Origin of the sequence: Pantoea sp. Ap-967 (assembly GCF_011752565.1) — a bacterium.
Taxonomy (GTDB): Bacteria; Pseudomonadota; Gammaproteobacteria; order Pseudomonadales; family Pseudomonadaceae; genus Aquipseudomonas.
The window spans coordinates 45656-70113 of record NZ_VWXK01000031.1; the positions used below are offsets into that span (position 1 = coordinate 45656).

The following is a 24458-nucleotide window of genomic DNA, read 5'->3' on the forward strand; positions in this document are numbered from 1 at the left end:
TGATGTGAAGGCGTTAGCTTGCTTCCCTGTGGCATCAGCCAAGCTGGGCAATAACATATGGGTCGCGCCAAGCTTGAGCTTGGCGCACCCTAAGTTAGCTATTCCCTATGGGGCAGTGCGCACAGTCAATTTGCTCACGCCAAGCCCAAGGACTCTGGCGTCTGCGGATTGGCCAAGCTGTTGTGGAGACACCGAGCCGGGAGCTTTGAACACAAGCTGGACCGAGCCATCAGCGGTGAGATTTTTCGGTATCGCCGCTGATCTTGTGCCACTTGGCGAGCCTTGGTCGAATGTCCATTGGGCGATTTCAGTGCCATTTGCCTCCACTATGATGGTCTGTTCCGGATGCTGTGGCGTTAGGTATGCCATGCCATCGACTTCAAGCGTGTACGAGGCGTTTGGCAACTGAAGCTTGAGAGCACCACCCGTATCACCGAGCGACCACGCGCCCCACGCCTCCGCTCCGCCCCAGCCATCGGTAGTGTATTGCCAAGCGCTTCCACCAGGACGGAATGTGAGTTCGTAGCCAGGTATGTAATTGCTGAGGCAGGACTGTCTTACAACTACAAAGTTTCTGGTCTCTGAGACTTTGGAGTTGCAAGCTGTATCAACATTGGAAGTTCTCGGGATCATTACAAGTTCTGCCCCAGCTTTAATGGGGGCGCCGCGAAGCCAGGAAATTGCGCGATCATTGAATGGGTGCTGGAATGCTGTGAGCGTTACCATCACGTTGCCCATCAGGGGGAGCGATCCATCGTCGTAGATCAAGTTTCCAGGCTCGAAGTCAGGGAGTTGATACTCTGCCATGTTGTTGGCGTAGGATAGAGCATCTACAATCGGGGCTACACGTGTGGTGAAACCCTGCAAAGCAAATACGGAAGCCACGCCTGCCAAGAGTGGAGCTACCAAGCTTGTAGGGATGTTTCGGGTGTGTTTATTAGTAGCTGGGGTTAGCAGTCTGATCACGTTCATCATGCCAAGCGTTACGACAATGAACATGTGTTTCTTGATGGCGTAATCAGACCCATCGCCATGCAGCTTTAGCAGCGCGTACTGAATGAAAACCAAGCCGACTGCTGCGAGCGTCGCTGACCCTATAATAAGATCGGCATAGTCGCCTTTGTTTTTCCAATAGTTGCGCAAGCTCCACGCGCCAATAAGGCCGCAAAGGAAGGCAACGGGCACGGCCGCAGGGTAGCCGAAAACCAAATATCCATCATTTGCCGAAATCTGACGCATCACCTTGAGTGCTGGATTAGTAAACACGATCACAGCAGCGCCAACGACGATCACGAAGAGATTCGCAGCGCTTTCCAGTCGGATTCGCTTACCCTCGCTCCAGCGATTCCAAAGCAGGAAGGTCATGAGCGCGCAGCCAGACGCCAGTACATGAACAGCGACTAATGGCTGAATCCACATGGTGACATAGCCGGCCAGCAAGAAAGCCACGGTCTGTTGCCAGTTCTGCCGATTTTTCAGTACCCAAAGCAGGACGCCAAAATAGACGACATCTGCAACGAGTTGTGGGTAGAAATAGTTTACAACTATCTCCCAGCCCACCAATGAATGGGTTAGCATCAGGGCTGAGAACACGGCTGAAGCTGCAATGATTCGCGCGGCTGACTTGATCTCCAATAGGCAGACTATCAGTATGTAGCACAAGAAAACAGCAATGATCGACACAATAGATATGCCGACAAGTCCTGAGCCACCCACCCATCCGACGAGGGTTGCAAGCCAATGAGAAACAGGTGGGTAGAGTGCCATTGCACCAATTCTGTCAAATGCCTCAGGTAGAACCCTGGCGTGCCTCGACAGTTCGTCTACTAGCAGAAGATGCTGAACAAGGTCAAAGCTACTGGTTTGAATGTAGCGCGAGAACTTGAATATAAGAAACAGGAGAATGCAGGCGCCCAATACAAAGTGACTGACTTTGTTTTCTGATTTGTTATGCATTGCTTCGCCCTTCTGAAGGCTGAAAATCTCGGCTGTACTTTAAGCCTGGCCCGCTTCCGGCTAAGCGCTTCGCCACGTTGTACATAAGCTCCCTCTCGGTGGATAACAGAAAAGTATAAAGTGGTACTAATAACGCAACCGACGGGACCTGATACAATCTCATGGCATAGCTATACGCAGCGTGCCCGCCTGCTGGAAACGAGGGTCAATACCTCGGTTGCGCCGTAGTGCGCAGGCCATGCTATAGACGTCCGCACCGCGAACCAAGCCCAAAATTCTGATTTTGCACATCAACCAAAAATTGGCTGAACAGCTCATCTTGCGCAGGGCTGTTCTTATATACAGTGTATGGGGTGAATGCGCGACTCTGTCACCGACGCGTGCCTGCGCCGGGCATGCCTGCCCACGCTGCTTGAGACCAGCAAGCATCTGTGGGGGCTGCGAGGTGCTGAGCTGGCCCGGTGCGGAGCAGCATAACGGCAGTTACTGGGTGCGGCCGTTCACAGTCGACGAGCACTTAACCCCGCAACCAACCCGCCTTGATCGGCCTCGCCATCAGGCTACGGTAAAGCCGCTCCACGACCCCGGTCACCGGCAAGCCAATCCGTCCCCAAACCGGCGTAAACGCCGCATACACCAGCAGCGAAACCACCACCGCCCCCAGCATATCGAGTGGAAAGTGCACGCCAAGAAACACCCGTGCCCAGGCAACCCCCAGCCCAGCCAGCAACACGACCACGCCCCAGCCCGCGACGCCGCCCAGCAGGAGGGTCAAGCCGATGCAGGTGAAAATGGTCATGTGGTCGCTTGGGAACGAGGCGTTGGCGGCGTGGGCCATCCAAGCGTGCCCCAGGCCCAGCATGAACGGCCTTGGATGGGGCCAGATTGTGCCGATGGCCAGGTTGGCAAACAGCGCGATTAACGTGACCAGGGCCGCTTTCAGCACCAGGCTGCGCTGCCCATGGCTGCCCCATAGCCACAGGCCCAGCAGCAATACCGGGAGCAGGTACATCAGGCCCGCACCGATGGCGATGGCGAACTGCACCAGGCCGTGCGGGGTGTCCGCGTTGCCATTGATCAGCAGGTAAAGGGTACGGTTGAGTGCTTCGAGTTCGCCCATGGCGTGTTACCCCTCGGTCATTTCAAAGGCGGTTACAGGTTTCATTAAAGCTGCTTGCTTGAGGTGTGTGGCACTTGGGCATCAGGCGAATGAAAAAAGGCCGAGGGCAGGGTCTTGGACCTTGCCCTGTCGGCCTTTTGGGGCGCCTGTGCGGCGGCTACTGCTGGCTGCTGGCAACCTGCTGCGGCGCCGGCGCTGGGGTGTCCTGCGGCAGCAGGTCGAAGGCATGCAGACCGTCTTTGCGGTACGGGTCGCCAATCCACCGGGTGGCCTCGGTGAACTGGGCGTTGACCAGGCTCTTGGCCGGTTCGTACTGGGTGTAGCTCAAGCCGGCCAGGTCCGACAGGGTGTGGATCAGGTGGGCGCTGCTGTAGGGGCGCTTGGCCATGGCCTGCAGGTCCCGTGGATGCTCGGCTTGCCAGCTTGGCGAGGTCCACAGCAGGAAGGGCACGGTGTACATCGGCCGGGTCGGGGCGCCTTCGTTGCGGCCCAGGCGGTCGTGGTTGCCGGAGCTGTACACGTCCTCGCCATGGTCGGACAGGTACAGCAGGAAGCCGTTGGGGGTGGTCGCGGAATACCGCTTGATCAGGCTCGACACCACGAAGTCGTTGTAGCGCACGGCGTTGTCGTAGAAGTTGTAGGTTTCAACCTGGTCGTCGGTCAGTGCCGCTGGCGCGCCCTGGCGGTCGGTGAAGTGCTGGTAGGTGTCCGGGTAGCGGTAGCGGTAGTCCATGTGCGTGCCCAGCAGGTGGACGATGATGAACTTCTTCGGCGCAGGGTCCTGCAGGGCCTTCTCGAACGGTGGCAGCACCACTTCGTCGTATTGGCTGGCGTTCTGGTTGCGCTGGTTGTTCAGGTACACCTGCTCGTCGGTCTGCTGCGAGAACGTGGTGAGCATGGTGTTGCGCTTGGTCATGGTCTGCTGGTTGGTGATCCAGAAGGTCTTGTAGCCAGCCTGTTTCATCAGGTTCATCAGCGACGGCTCGGTGAGGAAGCGGTCGGGGTGCTCCTCGTCGCCGAAGGTGAGAATCTGCTGCATCACCTCGATGGTGTAGGGGCGCGGGGTAACCACGTTCTGGAACACGGTCAGGTTCTTGTCGGCGGCCAGGGCGTCGAGGTTTGGCGTGGTGTCGCGGTTGTAGCCGTACAGGTGCATGTGCTCGCGGGTGGTCGATTCACCGAGCACCAGCACCAGGGTGCGCGGGGCCTGGCCGCTGCTGTCCTGAAGGTTTTGCAGCGGCGGCAGGGCGGCGTTCTGGGCCAGCAGGTTCTGCATGTTGTCCAGTTGCTGGCGGTACTGGCGGTAGCCCACCACCAGTTGCCACGGCACGGCAGGCTCCATGCGTTGCTGCACTTTTTCCGCAGCGTCGGTGAAGTTGCGTTCCTGGGTGACCATTTGCTTGTAGAACGGCAGCACCAGGTTCAGGGCCAGCAGCAACACGGCAACCGGGATGCGGCTGCGCAGGCGCAGGGTGACCGGGCGGATGCGCGTCCACAGCAGCACGGCGACGGCTGTATAGGCCAGCAGGCCGAGCATCAGGCCCACGCTGAAATACTGGCTGAAATATTCACCGGCTTCGGCGGTGTTCGACTCGAACATCACGAAGATGACGCTTTGCGAGAACTCTTGGCGGTAGATGCCGAAGTAGCTCAGGCCTACCAACGAGGCAGCCCACAGCACCAGGCCGATGACGGCGGCCGTGCTACGGGTGAAGCGGGGCAGCAGCAGTACCGGCACCAGCCACAGTGTGCTGAGGAAGAAGGCGTCACGGAAACCGGCGAAACCGGTGGTGCCGCTGACCAGCAGAAGCGCCTGGGTGACGCCGGAGAAGTACCAGAAGAACAGCAGGAGCCAGCCCAGGCCGGCCCAGTCCACGCGCTTGGGCGTGGATGGGGATGCGGTGTTTGCCACGTGTGCCTCATTGAACCATGGCGGCAGCCAAAAGGCGGGCTGCCGGAAAGGCTGTGACGCTAGAGGGCGGTACGTGAAAATACCGTTAACGAAGCATGGAAAAAGTCTTAACCAAATTTTACAGAGGTGGCGAATTTGGCGATTTCTACATATGTAGAAACAGATTTTACCGCTGGTTTGTAGGACGGTTCTGAATCAGCCTTTGGGGCATTGCGGTGGGGGATTCAGCTCCCTAGGCTGGCGGGGCCGTTGCAAATTCAACGGCCGGGTCTGCAAGCCCGAGGTTAGCTTGAAGATGCCATCACTCAGCAAAGGCGCTCAGCGTCCGGCTGCATTTTATGGTGGTTACGTACGGGTGGTCTTCGGACCAACCGGGGTTTTGTCTTCGAGTTAACCCGGTCTTGCAGGCCTGTACGTAGCCGCCACCCAATCATCTGCAAGTGAGCGAGTGGCGATCCTTTCAGCTTAATTCGAAGAGATTCGCCATGCTTAAAATAGTCCCCGATCCACCCTCCACCCCCGATACCTCGCATTACCTCGAAGATACCCTGATCGAGGCCTGCGAATACGTGTTCTGCGGCCTGGCCGTGGCCCATCAGGCCGTCGCCACGCTGCCCAAGTCACCTGCAGCCCTCATGACCCAGGCCGTGATCCATGAATTGGAGGCGGTGCGTACGCTGCTGGAATCGGCGATTGCGCAGGTGCAAATCAAGCAGCCCCGGCAGGTGCGCTCGTTGCACTGAGGCGCTTGAGCGTTTGGGTGATGGCTTTGTGGCTTGGTTGCCTGGGCTATCGCATTCGCGGGGCAAGTCCGCTCCTACAGGGGCGGGGTAGAATGAGGATTGAAGATGGACAAGGAACTCCCTGAAGAAACCGGCAGGCTTGGCTTCACCGTGGGCTCGGCCACCTGCGTGCCCGGTGTGGTCGAAGGCAAGCGCCTGTTCCGGGTGGAACCCGGCAATTGCAGCAACCACGCCATGGAGCAGGCCTCGGTGTTGATGGACTGCGCGCGGCGTACCTCGTTTATTGGCGTGATGGATGATGAACCCGCGCTGGTGTGGGCCTCGCATTATCTGTGTGAGATGGCTAAAGCGTTGATGGATGATGCGCATATGGGGATTTTGAAACGCAGGTAGGTGGCGTTTGCGGCAACGAGCGCCGCTTGGCGGCGCATCGCGAGCTGCGCTCGCTCCTACGGGAGGGTGACGCGATGGCGTCATCCGCTCCGGCAAGCCCTTAATATCGCCGCAAATGCTCCGCAAAGGTACTGCCCTGGTACCGCGCGCGGAACAGCCCGCGCTCCACCAGCCGCGGCACCACCTCATCCAGAAAACGGTACACCGACCCAAACGACCCACCGGGCGCGGCGATAAAGCCATCCATCACTCCGGCCTCGGCCCAGTCGGCAATCTCGTCGACCGCATCGTCAACCGTCCCGATCACCTGCCAGTGCGCCGCCGACAGCACTTCCGGGCGCATCAGCAGCTCGCTGGGCAACAGCGACTCGCGTTCGATCAGGCGCCGGAGCAGGCCCACATGGGTGCGGCTGGCGCCCGGTTGCAGCTGCAGCGGCGGCAGGTCGCTGGCGTGAATGCGGCGGTCGCTCGGCCAGGTGGCCAGGTCCAGGCCGGTCATCTGCTTGATCGAGGCATGCTTGCGCGCCACATCCACCCGCGCATGGGTGGCCATGAACAGCTCGCGGGCCTCTTCGCGGGTGCCGGCCAGGAACAGGCTCAGGCCCGGCAGCAAGCGGATGTCGGCGGCGTTGCGGCCATGGCGCTCGGCGCGCCGGCTGAGGTCGCGGCGCAGCTCCGCGGCGGCTTCCTGGTCGGGGGTGGGGGCGAAGACGATGTCGGCCACCCGGGCGGCGAAATCGCGGCCGCTGTCGGACGCACCTGCCTGAATCAGCGGAATGCGTGCGCCCTGCTCAGGCAGGTTGAGCGGCCCCTGCACCTTGTGGAAATCCCCCTCATGGGCAATGGCCTGCACCTGCGCAGGGTCGGCGTAGCGGCCATTGGCCCGGTCGATCAGCAGGGCCTGCTGCGGGAAGCTGCGCCACAGGCGTTGCACCACCTCGGTGAACTCCGCCGCGCGGGCGTAGCGCTCCTCGGCACTGGGCATGGCCGCCAGGCCGAAATTCTCGTGCCCTTGCAAGGCCGTAACGATGTTCCAGCCAACCCGGCCCTGGCTCAGCCAGTTCAACGACTGCAGCTGGCGCGCCACCAGGTAGGGCGGGAAGAACGTGGTGGAAATGGTCGTCACCAGGCCGATGCGCGAGGTTCCGCGGGTAAGCGCGGCCAGCAGCAGGGTAGGGTCGAGGCTGGTGAACCCCGAGCCGCTTTCCAGGGCGTCGGCCACCACGCAGCTGACATCCGGGCGGAACACGAAGTCCAGGTGCGCCGCTTCCGAGCGGCGGGCGATATCCAGGGCGAAGTCGCTGCCGAACAGGGTTTCCACCCGGCTGTCGGGGCGGCGCCAGCCTTCGCCGCTGAGCCAGGTGGGGGCGAGTGACATGCCGATGTGCAGGCCGTTTCGAGGGGTCATCAGGGTCTCCAGAAATCAGGCTGGCCGGTGGGTGCCGGCCAGGGCTTCACAACGTGTAGCCAGTTAGAACGTACCTTTCACGCCCACGCCCAGCATGCGCGGTTCGGTCATGCTGGCCTCGATGCCGCCAATGCCGCGGTTGGTCTGCATGTAGGTGGGGGTACGCTGGTCGAACACGTTCTTCACGTAGGTGTACAGCTCCACTTGCTGGCTGAAGCGGTAGCTCATGCGCGCGTCGGTGAGGGTGTAGCCATCCACCGAATAGCTGCGGGTGTTGGCCACGTCCGAGTAGTAACCGTCGATGTGGCGTACCTGGGCATTGACGTTGAGGCGGTCGGTGATGTCCCAGCTGGCGCCGAAGCTCACGGTATAGCCCGGCGAGCGGGCGAACTCGTTGTGGGCGTAGCTGCTGTTGGCATCGATGCTGTCGATACGGGTTTTCAGCGCGCCGGCGCTGGCCTTGAGGGTGAGGTTGTCCAGCACGCGGTAGTCGGCCGACAGTTCCAGGCCATAGGCATGGGCTTTTTCGGCGTTAATGGTATAGGACTGGGTCAGCCCCGAGGCGAGCACCACCGGAATGTTGTACTGGGCATCTTGCATGTCCATGTAGAACAGGTTGCCGTTCAGGTGCAGGCGGTCGTCCAGCAGGCTGGAACGGGCGAACAGCTCGTAGTTCCAGATGCGCTCGTCGTCGAAGCTTTCGAAGCGCTTGCTGCTCAGGTTCAGCGACACACCACCTGGGTTATAGCCACGGCTGACCATACCGCCAAGGGTCCATTCGGGGGTCAGGGCGTAGGCCAGCGACACCTTGGGCAGGAAGGCCGAGAAGGTTTTGTCGTAGTCCAGCCCGCCACTGGCGAACGGCGAGGTGCCGCTGCGGCGGATCTGGTCTTGCTGGAAGCGCAGGGCGGTGGTGAGCGTCCAGCGGTCGTTGAGGCGGTAGTTCAGCTCACCGAACACCCCCAGGTTGCGCTTGCTGTCGTCGAAATCGGAAATACCGCTGTAGTAGAGGATTTCGTCGGAGTCGGTGCGTGCCAGGTACAGCCCGGCCATGCCGCTGAGGGTGTCTTGCTGTTCGCCGAAGGTGAGGCGGGTTTCGTTGGAATAGTTCTTCTGCCGGATATCGGCGTCGCCGCCGTTGGCCACGCCGATCACCCGGTGCACGTTGGATAACGAGTACTGCGTCTGGTTGAACAGCTTGATGCCGTTGTCCAGGTCGTAGTCCACATCGACGATGTGGGTGTTGCTCTGCTGGTGCCAGCTGGGCATGGTGGCGCCGGTGTGGTCCAGGTCGTGGAAGGGGCGCGAGGCTGCTTCCTGGGTGGGGCGGTTGGAATCGCCGTGGGCGAAGGTGTACTTCACGCCCAGGCCACTGACCGAACTGGGCAGCCACAGCAGCTTGCCGCGCAGGTTCAGCGAGCGGAAGTCCTGGTCGGTGTTGTGGCTGGCGAACGAGCGGTTGGTGTAGTCGATGAAGGTGTCGCGCGCCGAGTAGTCCAGCGCCAGGCGGCCGGCCACATCCTCGCTCAGCGGCCCGGACACGGCCAACGAACTGCGGCGCGAATGGTAACTGCCAAGCTCTGCCTGGTAGGCCGCCTCGGGGGTGAAGGTCGGGTCCTTGGTCTTGACCACGATGGCCCCGGCAATGGCGTTGGCACCCTGGCTGGTGGTTTGCGGGCCGCGGTACACCTCGATGCTGTCGACATCCCACACCGAGGGAGCGCCGAAGTACATCTCGTTGTAGTTCAGGTAGTGCCCGTCGAGGTTGATGGTGGCGCGGGGCACCGTGCCGCCCCAGAACACGTTGGCACCGTTGTTCGGGCCCTGGGTGTCCTGGCCACGGATGATCGGCGCGCCGACCGTGTCGGTGTAGAGCACGTTGGGCACATCGTTGAGCACTTCGTGCACCGAGGCGTCGCCGGTTTTGAGGCGGTCGATCTCGTTGGCGTTCTTCACCGACACCGACGAGGCGGTGTTCCTGAGGTCGCGTTGCACTTTTTCACCGGTCACGACCACGGCGTCCAGCACGTATTGCTGGTTGCCGGCGGCGGCTGCCTGGTCGGCCAGGGCGGTGGGGCTGGCGAGCAGGGTGGACAGGGTCAGAACTCCGAATCCGTGGCCTAACGAGCGTTGCGCAGGGTACTTCAAGACAACCTCCAAATGAGAACGATCCTCGTTTGCGGCGCAAGGTATCACGGTGATATCGCATTCCGCAATAAAGAATATGTTCCTCATTGTGGTATATCTGTTCGAATTGAACCGCGCGGCGCGCCAGGCGATGGGTGCTGGCGGTATGATGGGGGCGCCGCGCCCGCCGCCCGGCCGAACAATCAGAACTGAGGAGATAGCCCGTTGAACACTTTGCAGTCCCCCGCCGACGAGGCGCCGGAGAGCCCGGGCGAAAAGCGTTCCGGCACCATTCAGTCGGTGTCGATTGCCGCCCGCTTCCTCAATGTGCTGGCCAATGCGCAAAGTGAGCTGAGCCTGGGCGAGGTGGCGCGCCGCACCGCAACCGGCGGCTCCACGGCGCACCGCTACCTGCAGAGCCTGGTCAAGGAAGGGTTGGCCCAGCAGGACCCGGCCACCGGGCTGTACGACCTGGGCCCGGCAGCGCTGAGCATTGGCATTGGCGCGTTGAAGCGGGTGGATGCAGTGGAGATTGCCGCCCGCCACATGAAGGCGCTTTCCCAGCAGCATGCGGCCAGCGGTGGCGTGGCGATCTGGACCGACCGAGGCCCGACCCTGGTGCGCTGGTACCGCAGCGCCTACTTCTCGATCAACCCCTTGGCCCTGGGCGATATCCTGCCGATCGACAACACGGCCTGTGGCCTGGTGTTCCAGGCCTTCCTGCCCAAGGCCACCATCGATGCCGCGCGCAAGCTGCAGCCGGCGCATTTTCGCGGCACGCCACCGGCTGCCCAGGTGCTGGAGCAGATTCGTGAGCATTGCTGGGCTGAGCTCACCAGCCACCTGCTGTCGAACGTCACCGGCCAGGCGGCGCCGGTGTTCGATGCCCAGCAGGAAATTGTCTGCGTGATGACCACCGTCACCGACCTTGGCCAACTGCGCAGCGCCGAGGACCGCCAGGCGCTGTTCCACCAGGCCGCCCAGGTCAACCAGGCCACCGGTGGCCGCATGCTGGGGGCCCCGGCGCCGGTGTTGCCGGCCTAGGGCGGCTCAGGCGCTGGCCGGTTGCCCGCGCGGCACCAGCATCGGCGTGCCGGTGATGGGGTCGGGGACGATCAGGGCCGAAAGGCCGAACACCTGCTGCACCAGCGCTTCGGTGAAGATCTGCGCAGGCTTACCCTGGGCGATGATCGCGCCGTCGCGCATCGCCACCAGGTGGCTGGCGTAGCGGCAGGCCTGGTTCAGGTCGTGCAGCACGGCGACGATGGTGCGGCCTTGCCGGTTGAGCTCACGCAGCAGTTCCAGCAGCTCGAACTGGTGGGCGATGTCCAGGTAGGTGGTCGGTTCGTCCAGCAGCAGGATCGGCGTGTCCTGGGCCAGGGCCATGGCAATCCACACCCGCTGGCGCTGGCCGCCGGACAGCGCCTGCACCGGGCGTTCGGCCAGGGCCTCGATGCCGGTGGCGTGCATGGCCCGTTGCACCGCCTGCTCGTCGTCGGCCGACCACTGCCGCCACAGGCTCTGGTGCGGGTAGCGGCCCCGCGCCACCAGCTCGCCCACGCTGATGCCATCGGGGGCGCTGGCGCTTTGCGGCAGCAGCGCCAGGCGCCGGGCTACATCCTTGGCTGGGCGCTGCTGGATGTCCTGGCCGTCGAGCAGCACGTGCCCGGCACTGGGCACGAGCAGGCGTGCCAGCGCTGCCAGCAAGGTGGATTTGCCGCAGGCGTTGGGGCCGATGATCACGGTGAAGGCGCCGTCTTCGATGTCCAGCGACAGGTCCTGGGAAAGCGTGCGCTGGTCGCGGCGCAGGGTCAGGGCGTGGGCGTGCAGGCGAGCGGTCATGGTGGGTCCTTGGCGGGGCAAGATTTTCGGAATGCATTCTACATGATGGAATTGTTTGCATGAGAAGTATTATCATGCGCACCTTCGCCTTCCCAAGAGATGTTGCCGATGAAGCCCTACCGATCTTGCGCAGCCCTGGCTGCGGCCACTGTGTTGCTGGTTGCAGCGCAACTGGTGAGCGCCGCGCCGCGCATCGTCTCCACCACGCCCAGCGTCACCGGCATCCTGCTGGCGATGGACGCGCCGCTGGTGGCCAGTGCCGCCGCCGCGCCCAGCCGCCTTACCGACGACAAGGGCTTTTTCTCGCAGTGGGCGGCAGTTGCCGACCAGCGCGACGTGCAGGTGCTGTACCGCAACCTGCAGTTCGATATCGAGGCGGTGGTGGCCAGCGCGCCTGACCTGCTGGTGGTGTCGGCCACCGGTGCCGACAGCGCCGCGCCGCACCTGGCCGAGCTCAAGGCCCAAGGCATCGACACGGTGGTGGTCAACTACTCCAACCAGTCGTGGCAGGCGCTGGCCACCGAGCTTGGCGAGCGTACCGGCCTTCAGCAGCAGGCCAAGGCCGTGATCCAGCGTTTTGACGACTACACCCAGGCCACCGCTGCGCGCCTGCAGCCTTCGCCGCGCCCGGCGGTGCTGGTGGGTTACAACATCGGTGGCAGCTACTCCATTGGCCGCACCATCAGCCCCCAGGCGCGGCTGCTCACGGCTTTGGGCTTCCAGGTCCGCGAGTTGCCCGAGGCGATGGCGGGGCAGGTGATTCGCGCCACCGAGTTCCAGTTCATCTCCCGGGAAAACCTGGCGGCGGCCATTGGTGACGCCGATGTGTTCCTGCTCAGTGCCGATGCCCACGACGCCCAGGCCTTCCGTGACGACCCGGTGCTGGCCAACCTGGCGGCCGTGCGCAACCAGCGGGTGTATCCGCTGGGGCCCAGTTCGTTCCGCATCGACTACTACTCCGGGCGGCAGATGCTCGACACCGTGGCCGGTTACTTCGCCAAGCCATGAGCAGCCGCCTGCCTGCACTGGCGCTGATGCTTGTTCGCCGCCCCGCTGGCCGAGGGTTGCTGCTGGCGCTGCTGCTGTTGCTGCTGGCGGTGCTGGCCAGCCTGTTGGTGGGCTCGCAGCACGTGGCGCCAGCGGTGGTGCTCGATGCGTTGCTGCACCCCGACCCGCACAATGACGCGCACTTGATCGTGCGGGAACTGCGCGTTCCGCGCACCGTGGTGGCGTTGCTCGCCGGCCTGGCGCTGGGCGCCGCCGGCACGCTGATGCAGGCGCTGACGCGCAACCCGCTTGCCGAACCTGGGCTGCTGGGGGTCAACGGCGGTGCGGCATTGGCGGTGATCCTTGGCGTGGCCGTGCTGGGGGCGAGCCAGCCGGGGCAGTTGATGTTGCTGGCCTTCATGGGCGCCGGTGGGGCGGGGGGGCTGGTGATGCTGCTCGGCCAGGCCGGTGCCGGTGACAGCCACCCGGTACGCCTGGTGCTGGCCGGGGCAGGGCTGAGCATGCTGCTGGCGGCGCTGACCGGCATGCTGGTGCTCAACACCCCACCGCAGGTGTACGACCACTTCCGCCACTGGGCGGCCGGTTCGCTGGCGGGCAGCAGCCTGGCCGCGTTGCCGCTGCCGGCCTTGGCCATTGCCGTGGGGCTGGGCCTGGCGGCCGGGTTGATGCCACGGCTCAATGCCCTGGCACTGGGCCACGACCTGGGCCGTGCGCTGGGGGTGAACCTGCGCCTGACCTGGGCGCTGGCCTGCGTGGCGCTGATGCTGCTGGCCGGCAGTGCCACCGCCATCGCCGGGCCAATTGGCTTTATCGGCCTGGTGGCGCCGCACCTGGCGCGCCTGCTGGTTGGCCCTGATTACCGCCGCATGTTGCCGTACGCCGCGCTGTTTGCTGCGCTGCTGCTGTTGGGCGCCGACCTGCTGGGGCGCGTGCTGGCCCAGCCGGCAGAGCTGGCAGCGGGAACCCTGGCCCTGCTGCTGGGCGGGCCGGCCTTCATCCTGTTGATTCGTCGGTACCGCCTATGCCACCTGTAACCCCTCTGCATGTTCTGCGCTGCGGCCCTTGCAGCGTGCGATTCAGCCCCCGGGCGTTGCTGGTTGGCAGCGCCCTGGTGCTGCTGGTGCTGGGGCTGGCGGTGCTGTTGCTGGGTACCGGCAGCCTGCCCATAAGGCCTGGGCAGGTGCTCGCCAGCCTGCTCGGCCAGGGTGACAGCGAGATGGTGCGGCGCATCGTGACCCGGGTACGCCTGCCGCGGGTGTTGACCGCGTTGCTGGTGGGGGCGGCGCTGGGCATGGCAGGGGCGATCTTTCAGTCGGTGGCGCGCAACCCGCTGGGCTCGCCGGACGTCATTGGCTTCACCACGGGCGCGGCGAGTGGCGCGATCGTGCAGATCATCCTGTTCGACGCAGGGCCGCTGGCCACTGCCCTGGCGGCGGTGCTGGCCGGGCTGCTCACCGCCTTGCTGGTGGTGCTGCTGACCCGCCGCACTGCGGCAGGCGCGGGCTACCAATTGGTGCTGGTGGGCATTGGCGTGGGCGCGACCCTCACGGGCCTTAACCAGTTGCTGCTGGTGACTGGCGACCTGGACCAGGCGCTGTTTGCCCAGCTGTGGCTGGCAGGCTCGCTCAATACCCGCACCTGGAGCCATGTGTGGCCTGCGGCCCTGGGCATGGCGTTGGTCTTGCCGCTGGCGCTGGCGTACCGCCGCGAGCTGGCCATGCTGGAAATGGGCGATGACTGCGCCAGCCAGCTGGGCGTGGCAGTGCCCCGTGCGCGCTTGTTGCTGGTGCTTTGCGCCGTTGCGCTAACGGCGATTGCCACGGCGGCGGCGGGGCCGATTGCCTTCGTTGCCCTGGCGGCGCCGCAATTGGCGCGGCGCCTGACGCGCTCGGCAGCCGTGCCGCTGTTCTGCGCCGCCTGGATGGGCGCCGGGCTGCTGCTGGTGGCCGATTGGCTCAGCCAGCGCCTGGCCGCGACGGCGCAGTTGCCGGTGGGCTTGGTGACGGGCGCGTTGGGGGGCTGCTACTTACTGTGGCTGATTACCGCCCAGCGCCGAGGCTGAGAACAGTTGCCCAGCCCTTAGGCCTGCTGACAATGCACCCATCTTCAGGCCTGTCCCGCCTCGGTAGGAGCGAGCGCAGCTCGCGATGGGGCGCGCAGCGGCCCCAGGGCTTCAGCTTCGCAGCTTATAAAGCCGGGGCTGCGTTGCAGCCCATCGCGAGCTGCGCTCGCTCCTACATAATGCAGATAGTTATGATTTTGTTCACAGGGTGTTGCGGCGTGCTTGATGGCACTGGTCGGTTTCAGAATAAGGCGGTCGCTCGCGCCCTTTCTTTTGCCGGCACAAGTGCCATGCTTAGAGGATGCCCATGAGCCCAGTGCGCGCAGATGCACGGCCATCGGCACGGAGGCCGCCGCGCCCACGCCAGCCGTGACGTGGCCGGTGCGCCACAGCAGAACACGCCGGTTACCTGCCAGCACAATAATCAGGGCAGGGACCGTGATGCCGAGGTCCGCTGTATGCCCGATGAACTGCTGCACCTGCCCGTTATCCAGAGCATCCTCGCCCGCGAGAAAGCCACCCCCGGTGCCCTGTTGCCGATCCTGCACGCCCTGCAGGATGCCCTTGGCTTCATCCCCGAGGCGGCCGTCGACGAAATTGCCCATGCCCTGAACCTCAGCCTTGCCGAGGTGCGTGGGGTCATCAGTTTCTACCATGACTTTCGCACCACGCCCCCGGCGCGCCACACCCTGCGCCTGTGCCGCGCCGAGTCGTGCCAGAGCCGCGGCAGCGAGGCGTTGGCCGCGCAACTGCGTGAACAGCTGGCGCTGGACGACCACGGCACCAGTGCCGACGGCGCCATCAGCCTGCGCCCGGTGTATTGCCTGGGCGCCTGCGCCTGCTCGCCGGCCCTGCAACTGGACGGCCAGGTGCACGCGCGCCTCACCCCCGAGCGCCTGCGGGCGCTGGTGAACGGTTGCCTGGAGGATCAGCCATGCTGACCTTGTTCATCCCCGCCGACTCAGTGGCCCGCGCAGTGGGGGCGGACCAGGTGGCCACTGCCCTGCAGCAGGAGGCCGAGCGCCGTCAGCTGCCCGTCGACATCCAGCGCACCAGCTCGCGCGGCCTCTATTGGCTGGAACCGCTGGTGGAGTGCGAAAGCGCCCAGGGCCGCCAGGGCTTTGGCCCGGTCACCGCGCAAGACGTGCCCTCACTGCTCGACGCCCTGGCCGGCGAACCCGGTGGCCACTCGCTGGCGCTGGGCGCGGTGGAGCAAATCCCGTACCTGAAGACCCAACAGCGCCTGTTGTTCGCCCGCGCCGGTATCACCCGGCCGCTGTCGCTGGACGATTACCGTGCCCACGGCGGTTTCCAGGGCCTGGAAAACGCGGTGGCGCAGGGCGGCGCCGAAGTGGTGGCCGCCGTGCTCGATTCCGGCCTGCGCGGGCGCGGCGGCGCTGCGTTTCCGGCGGGCATCAAGTGGCGCACCGTGCGCGATGCCGTGGCCGGGCAGAAATACGTGGTGTGCAACGCCGACGAAGGCGATTCCGGCACCTTTGCCGACCGCATGCTGATGGAGGGCGACCCCTTCCTGCTGATTGAAGGCATGATTATCGCCGGGCTCGCCGTGGGCGCCGACAAGGGCTACCTCTATGTGCGCTCGGAATACCCCGACGCCATCCGCGTGCTCGGCCAGGCCTGCGCCATCGCCCGTGGCGCCGGCTACCTGGGCCGCGATGCGGCCGGCAGCGGCCAGGCCTTCGACCTGGAGCTGCGGGTGGGCGCGGGGGCCTATATCTGCGGTGAGGAAACCGCGCTGCTCGAATCCATCGAAGGCAAGCGCGGCCTGGTTCGCGCCAAGCCGCCGATCCCGGCACTGCAAGGCTTGTTCGGCCGGCCGACGTTGGTGCACAACGTGCTTACCCTGGCCTCGGTGCCGACCATCCTGGCCCGTGGCGCTGCGTTCTACCGCGACTTCGGCATGGGCCGCTCGCTGGGCACCATGGCGTTCCAGTTGGCCGGCAATATCCGCCATGGCGGTTTGGTCGAGCGGGCATTTGGCCTCACCCTGCGCGAGTTGGTGGAGGTGTATGGCGGTGGCACCGCCAGTGGTCGCCCGCTCAAGGCCGCGCAGGTGGGCGGCCCGCTGGGTGCGTGGGTGCCGCCCAGCCACTTCGACACGCCACTGGACTACGAGGCCTTCGCCGCCATGGGCGCGATGCTCGGCCACGGCGGTGTGGTGGTGGCCGACGACACCTTGAACATGGCCAGCATGGCGCGTTTCGCCCTGCAGTTCTGCGCCGAAGAGTCCTGCGGCAAATGCACCCCGTGCCGAATCGGCTCGACCCGCGGCATGGAGGTGGTTGACCGGCTGATCGCAACCCGCGACTTCAGCGAACGCCACGACCAGGCCCTGCTGCTGCGCGACCTGTGCGACACGATGCAATACGGCTCGCTGTGCGCCATGGGCGGCATGACCGCCTACCCGGTGGCCAGCGCCCTCAAGTACTTCCCCGCCGATTTCGGGCTGACCACCACGGAGGCCGCACAGTGATCAATTACTTCGATCCGGAAACTGACCTGGGCACACCCGCCCGTGAAAGCGACGTGCAGGTCAGCCTCAACATCGACGGCCGCGCCATCAGCGTGCCCGCCGGTACGTCGGTGATGCGCGCCGCTGCGCTGCTGGGCACCAGCATCCCCAAACTCTGCGCCACCGACAGCCTGGAAGCCTTCGGCTCGTGCCGGCTGTGCATGGTCGAGATCGACGGTATGCGCGGCTACCCGGCCGCGTGCACCACGCCGGTCACCGAGGGTATGGTGGTGCGCACGCAAACCCCGCGCCTGGCTGGCCTGCGCCGCAACGTGATGGAGCTGTACATCTCCGACCACCCGCTGGACTGCCTGACCTGCTCGGCCAATGGCAACTGCGAGTTGCAAACCGTGGCCGGCCAGGTCGGCCTGCGCGAAGTGCGCTACGGTTATGACGGCGCCAACCACCTGGCCGACCAGAAAGACACCTCCAACCCGTACTTCGACTACGAGCCCAGCAAGTGCATCGTCTGCAGCCGCTGCGTGCGTGCCTGCGAAGACATCCAGGGTACGTTCGCCCTGACCATCACCGGGCGCGGCTTCGATTCGCGGGTGGCGGCGGCCGGCGGCGACAATTTCCTGGCCTCCGAATGCGTGTCGTGCGGCGCTTGCGTGCAGGCCTGCCCGACCGCGACCCTGACCGAGAAAAACCTGGTGCAGCTCGGCCAGCCCGAGCGCGCCGTCATCACCACCTGTGCCTACTGCGGCGTCGGTTGCTCGTTCCGCGCCGAAATGAAGGGCGACCAGCTGGTGCGCATGGTGCCGGACAAGAACGGCGGCGCCAACCACGGCCATGCCTGCGTCAAGGGGCGTTTCGCCTGGGGCTATGCCACCCACCCCGACCGCATCACCAAGCCGATGATCCGCAAGCGCCTGCAAGACCCGTGGCAGGAGGTCAGCTGGGACGAGGCGGTGGCGTATGCCGCCAGTGAGTTCCGGCGTATCCAGCTCACCTATGGGCGCGACGCCATCGGCGGTATCACCTCCAGCCGCTGCACCAATGAAGAAGCCTACCTGGTGCAAAAGCTGGTGCGCACGGCGTTCGGCAACAACAACGTCGACACCTGCGCGCGGGTGTGCCATTCGCCCACGGGCTATGGCCTGAAGCAGACGCTGGGCGAGTCGGCCGGCACCCAAAGCTTCGATTCGGTGATGCAGGCCGACGTGGTGCTGGTGATCGGCGCCAACCCAACCGATGCCCACCCGGTGTTCGGCTCGCAGCTCAAGCGCCGCCTGCGCCAGGGCGCCCGGCTGATTGTCATCGACCCACGGCGCATCGACCTGGTCGACTCGCCCCACGCCCGCGCCGAGCTGCACCTGCAACTGCGCCCCGGCACCAACGTGGCCATGCTCAACGCCCTGGCCCATGTGATCGTCAGCGAAGGCCTGCTGGCCCAGCCCTTTATCGACGCCCGCTGTGAAACCGAGGCCTTCGCCCGCTGGCGCGATTTCGTCAGCCTGGCGGAAAACGCCCCCGAAGTACTGGGCCCGGTGTGTGGCGTGCCCGCCGAGCAAATCCGCGCGGCGGCAAGGCTGTACGCCACCGGCGGCAACGCGGCCATTTACTACGGCCTGGGCGTGACCGAGCACAGCCAGGGCAGCACGGCGGTGATGGGCATTGCCAACCTGGCCATGGCCACCGGCAACATCGGCCGTGAAGGGGTAGGGGTGAACCCCCTGCGTGGGCAGAACAACGTGCAGGGCTCGTGCGACATGGGCTCGTTCCCCCACGAGTTGCCCGGTTACCGGCACATCTCTAACGAAGGCGTGCGCGCCGAGTTCGAGCAGGCCTGGGGCGTGACCCTGCAGCCAGACCCGGGCCTGCGCATTCCCAACATGTTCGAGGCGGCGCTGGACGGCAGTTTCAAGGCGTTGTACTGCCAGGGCGAGGACATCGCCCAGAGCGACCCTAACACCCAGCACGTGACCGCCGCCTTGCGCGCCATGGAGTGCGTGGTGGTGCAGGACATCTTCCTCAACGAAACGGCCAAGTTCGCCCATGTGTTCCTGCCGGGCAGCTCGTTCCTGGAAAAGGACGGCACGTTCACCAACGCCGAGCGGCGCATCTCGCGGGTGCGCAAGGTGATGGAACCGCTGGCCGGCAAGGCCGACTGGGAAGCCACCGTTGCCCTGGCCAACGCCCTGGGTTACCCGATGAACTACCACCACCCCAGCGAGATCATGGACGAAATCGCCCGCCTGACACCGAGCTTCCGGCGGGTGAGCTATGCCGAAATCGACCGCCACGGCAGCTTGCAGTGGCCGTGCAACGACGCCGCCCCCGACGGCACGCCGACCATGCACATCGAGCAGTTCGTGCGCGGCAAGGGGCGCTTCATGCTCACCGGCTATGTGCCCACCGACGAGAAGGTCAACAGCCGCTACCCGCTACTGCTGACCACCGGGCGCATCCTCAGCCAGTACAACGTCGGCGCGCAAACCCGGCGCACCGGCAACACCGCCTGGCACGACGCCGACCGCCTGGAAATCCACCCCAGCGACGCCGAAAGCCGGGGCATTGGCGAAGGCGACTGGGTGGGCATTGGCAGCCGTGCCGGGCAGACCGTGTTGCGGGCCAAGGTCAGCCCACGGGTGGCGCCGGGGGTGGTGTACACCACGTTCCACTTCCCCGAATCCGGCGCCAACGTGATTACCACCGACAACTCCGACTGGGCCACCAACTGCCCGGAATACAAGGTGACGGCGGTGGAGGTGGTGAAGGTGTTCCACCCCTCGGAGTGGCAGAAACGCTACCAGGACTTCAGTGACCAGCAACGGCGCCTGCTCAAGGAACGCCGTAAAACGGAGAAAGCCGAGGTGCGCCGATGAGCAGCGACAACCTGGTTAAGATGGCCAACCAGATCGCCCACTACTTCGACAGCGAGCCAGACCGGGCGCTGGCGGTGCAGGGGGTGCGGCACCATTTGACCAACTTCTGGACGCCGGCCATGCGCCGGCAGTTGGGCGAGTGGATTGCCGACCATGGTCAGGAAGGGCTGGATGCCAAGGTGGTGGAGGCCTTGGCCTAGCGCTGGCCTGTCCCGGCCCTTTCGCGGGGCAAGCCCGCTCCTACACGGGTTGCGCAGCCCTCGGGCCTGTAGGAGCGGGCTTGCCCCGCGAAAGGGCCGGTACAGGAAAAATGAAATGTCCGTCATGTATGCAGGACGATCCCCACCGCGATGCTACGCTCGCGGAAACACTCGTTACGGATATTTCCTATGGACATGAACTGGCACCAGGCCTTGCAAGAGAGCCTGAGCTGGCTTGCAATCGCCTCGTTCATCACGCTCATCGGTTTCACCGCCGCTGCCTTGCTGGCTGTGCGCTACACGCGCTGGGGCCGGCAGTTCTGGCAGGTGGCCGGGCCGTACTTCACTTGGCGCCGCAGTTGGCGGCCGTTGCTGATGTTCGGCCTGTTGCTGGTGCTGACGCTGTTCTCGGTACGTATGAACGTGCTCTTCTCGTTCTGGTACAACGGCTTCTACAGTGCCCTGCAGGCCCTTGATCAGACGACCTTCTGGTACCTGCTCGGTGTGTTCGCGGTGCTGGCCACCATTCATGTATTGCGCGCGCTGCTTACCTTCTATGTCACCCAGGCGTTCAGCATTCGCTGGCGGGTGTGGCTGACCGAGCGCCTGACCCACGACTGGATGCAAGGCGATGCCTATTACCGCGGGCGCTTCCTGGCGGAACCGGTCGACAACCCGGACCAGCGTATCGAGCTGGACGTGAGTGCGTTCGTCAGCAACTCGGTGTCGCTGGCCCTGGGTGCAGTAAGCGCGGTGGTGTCGCTGGTGGCCTTCACCGGCATCCTCTGGGGCCTGTCGGCGGCGTTGGCGGTAGCGGGGTACGAAATTCCCCGGGCCATGGTGTTCGCGGTGTACGTGTACGTGCTGATTGCCACGTGGATTGCCTTCCGCCTCGGCCAGCCGCTGATCCGCTTGAACTTCCTCAACGAAAAGCTCACGGCGAACTTCCGTTACGCCTTGATGCGCTTGCGCGAGAACGCCGAGAACATCGCGTTCTACCAGGGGGCCCAGGTGGAGCGCGGCACCTTGCTCGGGCGCTTCGGCGCGCTGATCGTCAACGTCTGGGCGCTGGTGTTCCGGAACCTGAAGTTCAGCGGCTTCAACCTGGGCGTCAGCCAGGTGGCGGTGGTGTTCCCGTTCATCCTGCAGGCGCCGCGCTTTTTCAGCGGGGCGATCAAGCTGGGCGATGTGATGCAGACCTCCCAGGCGTTTGGCCAGGTGCAGGATTCGCTGTCGTTCTTCCGTGAGTCCTACGACACCTTCGCCCAGTACCGTGCCACCCTCGACCGTTTGACCGGTTTCCTCGATGCCAACGCCCAGGCCAGCAGCCTGCCCCAGGTGGCCACCCGGCAGCAGGCCCATGCCCTGGACATCAGCGGCCTGCAGGTGCTGCGCCCGGATGGCCACGCGCTGATCGCCAACCTCGACCTGCGCCTGCACGGTGGCCAGGCGCTGTTGATCAAAGGGCCATCAGGCAGCGGCAAAACCACCTTGCTGCGGGCCTTGGCCGGCCTGTGGCCCTATGCCGAAGGTGAGGTGCAGCGGCCCTTGGGCACCCACGCGCTGTTCCTTTCCCAGCGGCCTTACCTGCCCCTGGGCGACCTGCGCACGGCCATTGCCTACCCGGCCGATGGCAAGCCTGAGGACGAGGCGCGGATGCAGCAGGTGCTGCGCCAGGTCAACCTGGCGCACCTGGCCGAGCGGCTGGCGGTGAGCGGCGATTGGGCCAGTATCCTGTCGGTGGGCGAGCAGCAGCGCCTGGCGTTTGCCCGGGTGCTGTTCAACCGGCCGCAGGTGGTGTTTCTCGATGAGTCCACCTCGGCGATGGATGAGGGGCTGGAGCATGCGATGTATGCGCTGTTGCGCCGGGAGATGGCCGATACCCTGCTGGTGAGCGTGGGGCATCGCAGTACCCTGGGTGATTTCCATACCCATCGGCTGGAAGTCGACGGGCAGGGCGGCTGGGCGCTGCTGGAGCAGCAGGTGTTGGCTTGAGCATTAGCAGGGCTTGCCCCGCGAAGGGCCGCAAAGCGGCCCCCAATCACCCGATCAATCAGGACTTGAACCGCCCCACTAACCCATCAAGCTCATCCGACAACCGCGCCAGCCGCCCGGAATCTTCCTGGGCCGACCCGGCCAGGCTTTCCACCAGCCGCGCCTCGTCGTAGATCTGTTGGATATGCCGGTTGATCTCTTCAGCCACGCTGTGCTGTTCCTCCGCCGCCGCCGAAATCTGCAGGTTCTGGTCGCGGATTTCGTTCACCGACAGCTGAATACCTTCGAAACTGTCGCGGGCGTTTTCAATCGACGACACGCTGGCCCGTGACAGGTCCAGGCAGCTTTCCATCTTCTGCGACACCTCCTGGGTCTTGCCGCCCAGGGTGTTGAGCAGTTGGTCGATCTCGCCCGTGGAGTCGGCGGTACGCTTGGCCAGCGCCCGCACCTCGTCGGCGACCACGGCAAAGCCGCGGCCCTGGTCACCGGCACGGGCGGCCTCGATGGCGGCGTTCAGGGCCAGCAGGTTGGTTTGCTCGGCGATGGCGCGGATGGTGCCAAGGATCTGGTTGATGTTGCGGCTGCCTTCCTCCAGCTCGACCATGGCCTGGGACGATTCCACCAGGCGGCTGCCCAGGCGGTTGACGTTCTCGGTGGTCACCTCGATCTGCTGCTTGCCTTCGGCCACCCGGCGGTGGCCATGTTCGGCGGCGTCGGCGGCGCTGCTGCAGGAACGCGCCACTTCGTTGGCGGTGGCCACCATCTCGTTGAACGCGGTGGACACCAGCTCCACCGCCTCGCGTTGGCGCCCGGCGGCTTCGTTCATGTTGCCGGCCAGTTCGCTGTTGCTGCGCGAGGCGTCCTGCAGGTTGCCGGAGGCTGCGCCGATACGCTGGATCAACTGGCGAATCGCGGCGAGGAACTTGTTGAACCAGCCGGCCAGCTCGGCGGTTTCGTCCTTGCCGTGGACCTTGAGGTCGTGGCGCAGGTCGCCTTCACCCTCGGCGATCGACTGCAGGCCGCTGCTGACCTGGCCAATGGGCTTGACGATCACCCGCGAGAAGCCCGCTGCCACCAGGGCGAAGAAGATCGCCAGCAGCACCACGATACCGGCGGTGAGGTAGGTCATGCGGGTGGCGGTGGCCATCACTTCGTCATACTCGATCAGGCCGATGAAGCGCCAGCCCAGGCCGGGCGAGGTCCATACGTTGGCCATGTAGCGCACGCCGCCGATCACCACTTCGGTGGGGCCTTGCGCGGTGGCGGCCAGGTGCGCGTAAGGGGCGCCCAGGTCCTTGAGGGGCTTGAAGCTGTGGCTGGCGTCGCGCGGGTCGACCAGCACGGTGCCGTCCTCGATCAGCATCACGTAGCCGCTGTTGCCCAGCTTGATGCTCTTGACCAGTTCGGTGAGGTTCTTCAGCGACACACTGACCACGAACACGCCCTTGGCCTTGCCGGCCGGGTCGCGCAGTGCCCGCGCAGTGCCCACCAGGGCGACGTCGTCTTTGTCGTAGTAGTAGGCGGGGGTGCGCACGGTCTTGCCCGGCTCGGCCATGGCGGCTTTGTACCAGGGGCGGGTGCGCGGGTCGTAGCTGGCCAGTTTCGGGTCATCGGGCCATTTGGCGTAGCTGCCGTCTTCCAGGCCGATGGACAGAATCGCCGCCGCCGGGTGGGTGGTGCCGTAGCGGGCGAAGGCCTGGATTACCTGGGCCGCCGCTGGGGGCAGGGGTTGGCTGGCGGCGTCCGGGCCGGTGTAGTCCTTCAGGCTTTCTACCGAGGTGTATACAGGGTCGGCGGCCATTTGGTCGACATTCTGCAGCGTGCCATCGAAGAACTGGCGCATGTTGCCGTCGATTTGGCGAATTTCGCGGGTGCTGCCGTCGATGAATTGGTCGACCGCATCGCTGCGAATGTTCACCACCGAGATTACGCCAACCAGGCTCACCGGGATGAATGCCACCAATACGAACGCAAGAACCAGCTTGTTTTTTATTTTCATCAGTGACGCCCATCCGTGAGAGTGAAGACCGCCGCAGCCAGAGTGATGGCTACGTGCTATCTATTTATTTCGGCGGGCGGAATATAAAACTTTAGCGATAGGTTCGTGTACAAAAAATGTTCTGAAACGTGCGCAAGTTGCCAAACGGTCGAGCGCTGGGGCTGCGTTGCAGCCCATCGCGAGCTGCGCTCGCTCCTACCAGGCCTTGAACTGCGCCCCAGATGTTGGACACCCGTCCATCACCTGGGGTTTTTCATGAGCAAGTATCCAACACCTTTCAAGCGGTCAGCCATCCAAGCCTTCCTCGATCGAGGCTATGGCTTCCGCCATGT

The 24458-nt window shown here is 64.6% G+C and carries 19 protein-coding genes; 11 read left to right on the top strand and 8 right to left on the bottom strand.

Translation table 11 applies throughout. The features are described 5' to 3' along the window. Nucleotides 1-105 precede the first annotated feature (105 nt). The 3 genes from F3J45_RS24495 to F3J45_RS24505 form a co-directional block, all read right to left on the bottom strand. Nucleotides 106-1956 (bottom strand): hypothetical protein, encoded by a 1851-nt coding sequence (locus F3J45_RS24495; RefSeq protein ID WP_167069234.1) that lies wholly within the window; start codon nucleotides 1954-1956, stop codon nucleotides 106-108. Nucleotides 1957-2473: 517 nt separating this feature from the next. After that, nucleotides 2474-3076, bottom strand: a complete 603-nt coding sequence (locus F3J45_RS24500; RefSeq protein ID WP_167069238.1) for a phosphatase PAP2 family protein — start codon at nucleotides 3074-3076, stop codon at nucleotides 2474-2476. 157 nt (nucleotides 3077-3233) lie between these two features. Further along, nucleotides 3234-4988, bottom strand: a complete 1755-nt coding sequence (locus tag F3J45_RS24505) for a phosphoethanolamine transferase CptA (RefSeq protein ID WP_167069245.1) — start codon at nucleotides 4986-4988, stop codon at nucleotides 3234-3236. Nucleotides 4989-5473: 485 nt separating this feature from the next. Here F3J45_RS24505 and F3J45_RS24510 point away from each other — a divergent pair, with 485 nt between their 5' ends. Next, a complete protein-coding gene (locus F3J45_RS24510) occupies nucleotides 5474-5731 on the top strand; it encodes a hypothetical protein (protein ID WP_167069249.1) in 258 nt (85 codons plus the stop codon). Between the two features lie 105 nt (nucleotides 5732-5836). Then, on the top strand, nucleotides 5837-6124 hold the full coding sequence (locus F3J45_RS24515; RefSeq protein WP_167069253.1) for a DUF3077 domain-containing protein: 288 nt from the start codon (nucleotides 5837-5839) through the stop codon (nucleotides 6122-6124). Between the two features lie 100 nt (nucleotides 6125-6224). Here F3J45_RS24515 and F3J45_RS24520 read toward each other — a convergent pair whose 3' ends face one another. After that, on the bottom strand, nucleotides 6225-7532 hold the full coding sequence (locus tag F3J45_RS24520) for an NtaA/DmoA family FMN-dependent monooxygenase (RefSeq protein ID WP_167069277.1): 1308 nt from the start codon (nucleotides 7530-7532) through the stop codon (nucleotides 6225-6227). Nucleotides 7533-7595: 63 nt separating this feature from the next. Next, nucleotides 7596-9680 (bottom strand): TonB-dependent receptor, encoded by a 2085-nt coding sequence (locus F3J45_RS24525; protein ID WP_240164694.1) that lies wholly within the window; start codon nucleotides 9678-9680, stop codon nucleotides 7596-7598. Nucleotides 9681-9884: 204 nt separating this feature from the next. Here F3J45_RS24525 and F3J45_RS24530 point away from each other — a divergent pair, with 204 nt between their 5' ends. After that, a complete protein-coding gene (locus F3J45_RS24530; protein ID WP_167069289.1) occupies nucleotides 9885-10703 on the top strand; it encodes an IclR family transcriptional regulator in 819 nt (272 codons plus the stop codon). Between the two features lie 6 nt (nucleotides 10704-10709). On the opposite strand, the gene F3J45_RS24535 is transcribed toward F3J45_RS24530, so the two are convergent. Then, the gene (locus tag F3J45_RS24535) at nucleotides 10710-11501 is read right to left on the bottom strand and encodes an ABC transporter ATP-binding protein (RefSeq protein ID WP_167069292.1); all 792 of its coding nucleotides are present in this window, start codon (nucleotides 11499-11501) and stop codon (nucleotides 10710-10712) included. A 108-nt stretch (nucleotides 11502-11609) separates the two neighbouring features. Here F3J45_RS24535 and fepB point away from each other — a divergent pair, with 108 nt between their 5' ends. Genes fepB through F3J45_RS24550 form a run of 3 tightly spaced genes read left to right on the top strand, consistent with a single transcriptional unit; the run spans nucleotide 11610 to nucleotide 14571 of the window. Beyond that, entirely contained in the window at nucleotides 11610-12509 is a 900-nt protein-coding gene (fepB, locus tag F3J45_RS24540; protein ID WP_167069295.1) for a Fe2+-enterobactin ABC transporter substrate-binding protein, read from the top strand. Continuing rightward, nucleotides 12506-13543, top strand: a complete 1038-nt coding sequence (locus F3J45_RS24545; protein ID WP_167069298.1) for an iron ABC transporter permease — start codon at nucleotides 12506-12508, stop codon at nucleotides 13541-13543. The genes fepB and F3J45_RS24545 overlap by 4 nt, the downstream gene beginning before the upstream one ends. 35 nt (nucleotides 13544-13578) lie before the next feature. Continuing rightward, nucleotides 13579-14571 (top strand): FecCD family ABC transporter permease, encoded by a 993-nt coding sequence (locus F3J45_RS24550; protein WP_370526468.1) that lies wholly within the window; start codon nucleotides 13579-13581, stop codon nucleotides 14569-14571. A 44-nt stretch (nucleotides 14572-14615) separates the two neighbouring features. On the opposite strand, the gene F3J45_RS24555 is transcribed toward F3J45_RS24550, so the two are convergent. Continuing rightward, complete coding sequence (locus F3J45_RS24555) at nucleotides 14616-15050, bottom strand: hypothetical protein (RefSeq protein ID WP_167069304.1); 435 nt, start codon at nucleotides 15048-15050, stop codon at nucleotides 14616-14618. On the opposite strand from F3J45_RS24555, the gene F3J45_RS24560 reads away from it, so the two are divergent. The 5 genes from F3J45_RS24560 to F3J45_RS24580 all read left to right on the top strand — a co-directional run bounded on the left by F3J45_RS24560 (nucleotide 15030) and on the right by F3J45_RS24580 (nucleotide 22127). Next, nucleotides 15030-15512 carry a formate dehydrogenase subunit gamma gene (locus F3J45_RS24560; protein WP_167069306.1) on the top strand — a complete coding sequence of 161 codons (483 nt, stop codon included), beginning with the start codon at nucleotides 15030-15032 and terminating at the stop codon, nucleotides 15510-15512. The genes F3J45_RS24555 and F3J45_RS24560 overlap by 21 nt on opposite strands. After that, entirely contained in the window at nucleotides 15506-17065 is a 1560-nt protein-coding gene (locus F3J45_RS24565; protein ID WP_167069308.1) for an NADH-quinone oxidoreductase subunit NuoF, read from the top strand. Before F3J45_RS24560 ends, F3J45_RS24565 begins: the two co-directional genes overlap by 7 nt. Further along, nucleotides 17062-19932 (top strand): formate dehydrogenase subunit alpha, encoded by a 2871-nt coding sequence (fdhF, locus tag F3J45_RS24570; protein WP_167069310.1) that lies wholly within the window; start codon nucleotides 17062-17064, stop codon nucleotides 19930-19932. The genes F3J45_RS24565 and fdhF overlap by 4 nt, the downstream gene beginning before the upstream one ends. Next, nucleotides 19929-20132: a formate dehydrogenase subunit delta gene (locus F3J45_RS24575; protein ID WP_167069312.1), complete on the top strand. Its 204-nt coding sequence runs from the start codon at nucleotides 19929-19931 to the stop codon at nucleotides 20130-20132. The genes fdhF and F3J45_RS24575 overlap by 4 nt, the downstream gene beginning before the upstream one ends. 189 nt (nucleotides 20133-20321) lie before the next feature. Further along, nucleotides 20322-22127 (top strand): ABC transporter ATP-binding protein/permease, encoded by a 1806-nt coding sequence (locus tag F3J45_RS24580; protein WP_167069314.1) that lies wholly within the window; start codon nucleotides 20322-20324, stop codon nucleotides 22125-22127. A 58-nt stretch (nucleotides 22128-22185) separates the two neighbouring features. Here the strand turns inward: F3J45_RS24580 and F3J45_RS24585 are convergent, their stop codons facing one another. Next, nucleotides 22186-24126, bottom strand: a complete 1941-nt coding sequence (locus F3J45_RS24585; protein WP_167069316.1) for a methyl-accepting chemotaxis protein — start codon at nucleotides 24124-24126, stop codon at nucleotides 22186-22188. Nucleotides 24127-24458 lie beyond the last annotated feature (332 nt).

What these genes read in the sequence shown, in the direction of transcription:
- F3J45_RS24545 (WP_167069298.1), top strand. Translation starts at nt 12,506, where the DNA reads ATGAGCAGCCGCCTGCCTGCACTGGCGCTGATGCTTGTTCGCCGCCCC.
- F3J45_RS24565 (WP_167069308.1), top strand. Translation starts at nt 15,506, where the DNA reads ATGCTGACCTTGTTCATCCCCGCCGACTCAGTGGCCCGCGCAGTGGGG.
- F3J45_RS24575 (WP_167069312.1), top strand. Translation starts at nt 19,929, where the DNA reads ATGAGCAGCGACAACCTGGTTAAGATGGCCAACCAGATCGCCCACTAC.
- fepB (WP_167069295.1), top strand. Translation starts at nt 11,610, where the DNA reads ATGAAGCCCTACCGATCTTGCGCAGCCCTGGCTGCGGCCACTGTGTTG.
- F3J45_RS24535 (WP_167069292.1), bottom strand. Translation starts at nt 11,501, where the DNA reads ATGACCGCTCGCCTGCACGCCCACGCCCTGACCCTGCGCCGCGACCAG.
- F3J45_RS24585 (WP_167069316.1), bottom strand. Translation starts at nt 24,126, where the DNA reads ATGAAAATAAAAAACAAGCTGGTTCTTGCGTTCGTATTGGTGGCATTC.
- F3J45_RS24510 (WP_167069249.1), top strand. Translation starts at nt 5,474, where the DNA reads ATGCTTAAAATAGTCCCCGATCCACCCTCCACCCCCGATACCTCGCAT.
- F3J45_RS24495 (WP_167069234.1), bottom strand. Translation starts at nt 1,956, where the DNA reads ATGCATAACAAATCAGAAAACAAAGTCAGTCACTTTGTATTGGGCGCC.
- F3J45_RS24580 (WP_167069314.1), top strand. Translation starts at nt 20,322, where the DNA reads ATGGACATGAACTGGCACCAGGCCTTGCAAGAGAGCCTGAGCTGGCTT.
- F3J45_RS24515 (WP_167069253.1), top strand. Translation starts at nt 5,837, where the DNA reads ATGGACAAGGAACTCCCTGAAGAAACCGGCAGGCTTGGCTTCACCGTG.
- F3J45_RS24500 (WP_167069238.1), bottom strand. Translation starts at nt 3,076, where the DNA reads ATGGGCGAACTCGAAGCACTCAACCGTACCCTTTACCTGCTGATCAAT.
- F3J45_RS24520 (WP_167069277.1), bottom strand. Translation starts at nt 7,532, where the DNA reads ATGACCCCTCGAAACGGCCTGCACATCGGCATGTCACTCGCCCCCACC.
- F3J45_RS24560 (WP_167069306.1), top strand. Translation starts at nt 15,030, where the DNA reads ATGCCCGATGAACTGCTGCACCTGCCCGTTATCCAGAGCATCCTCGCC.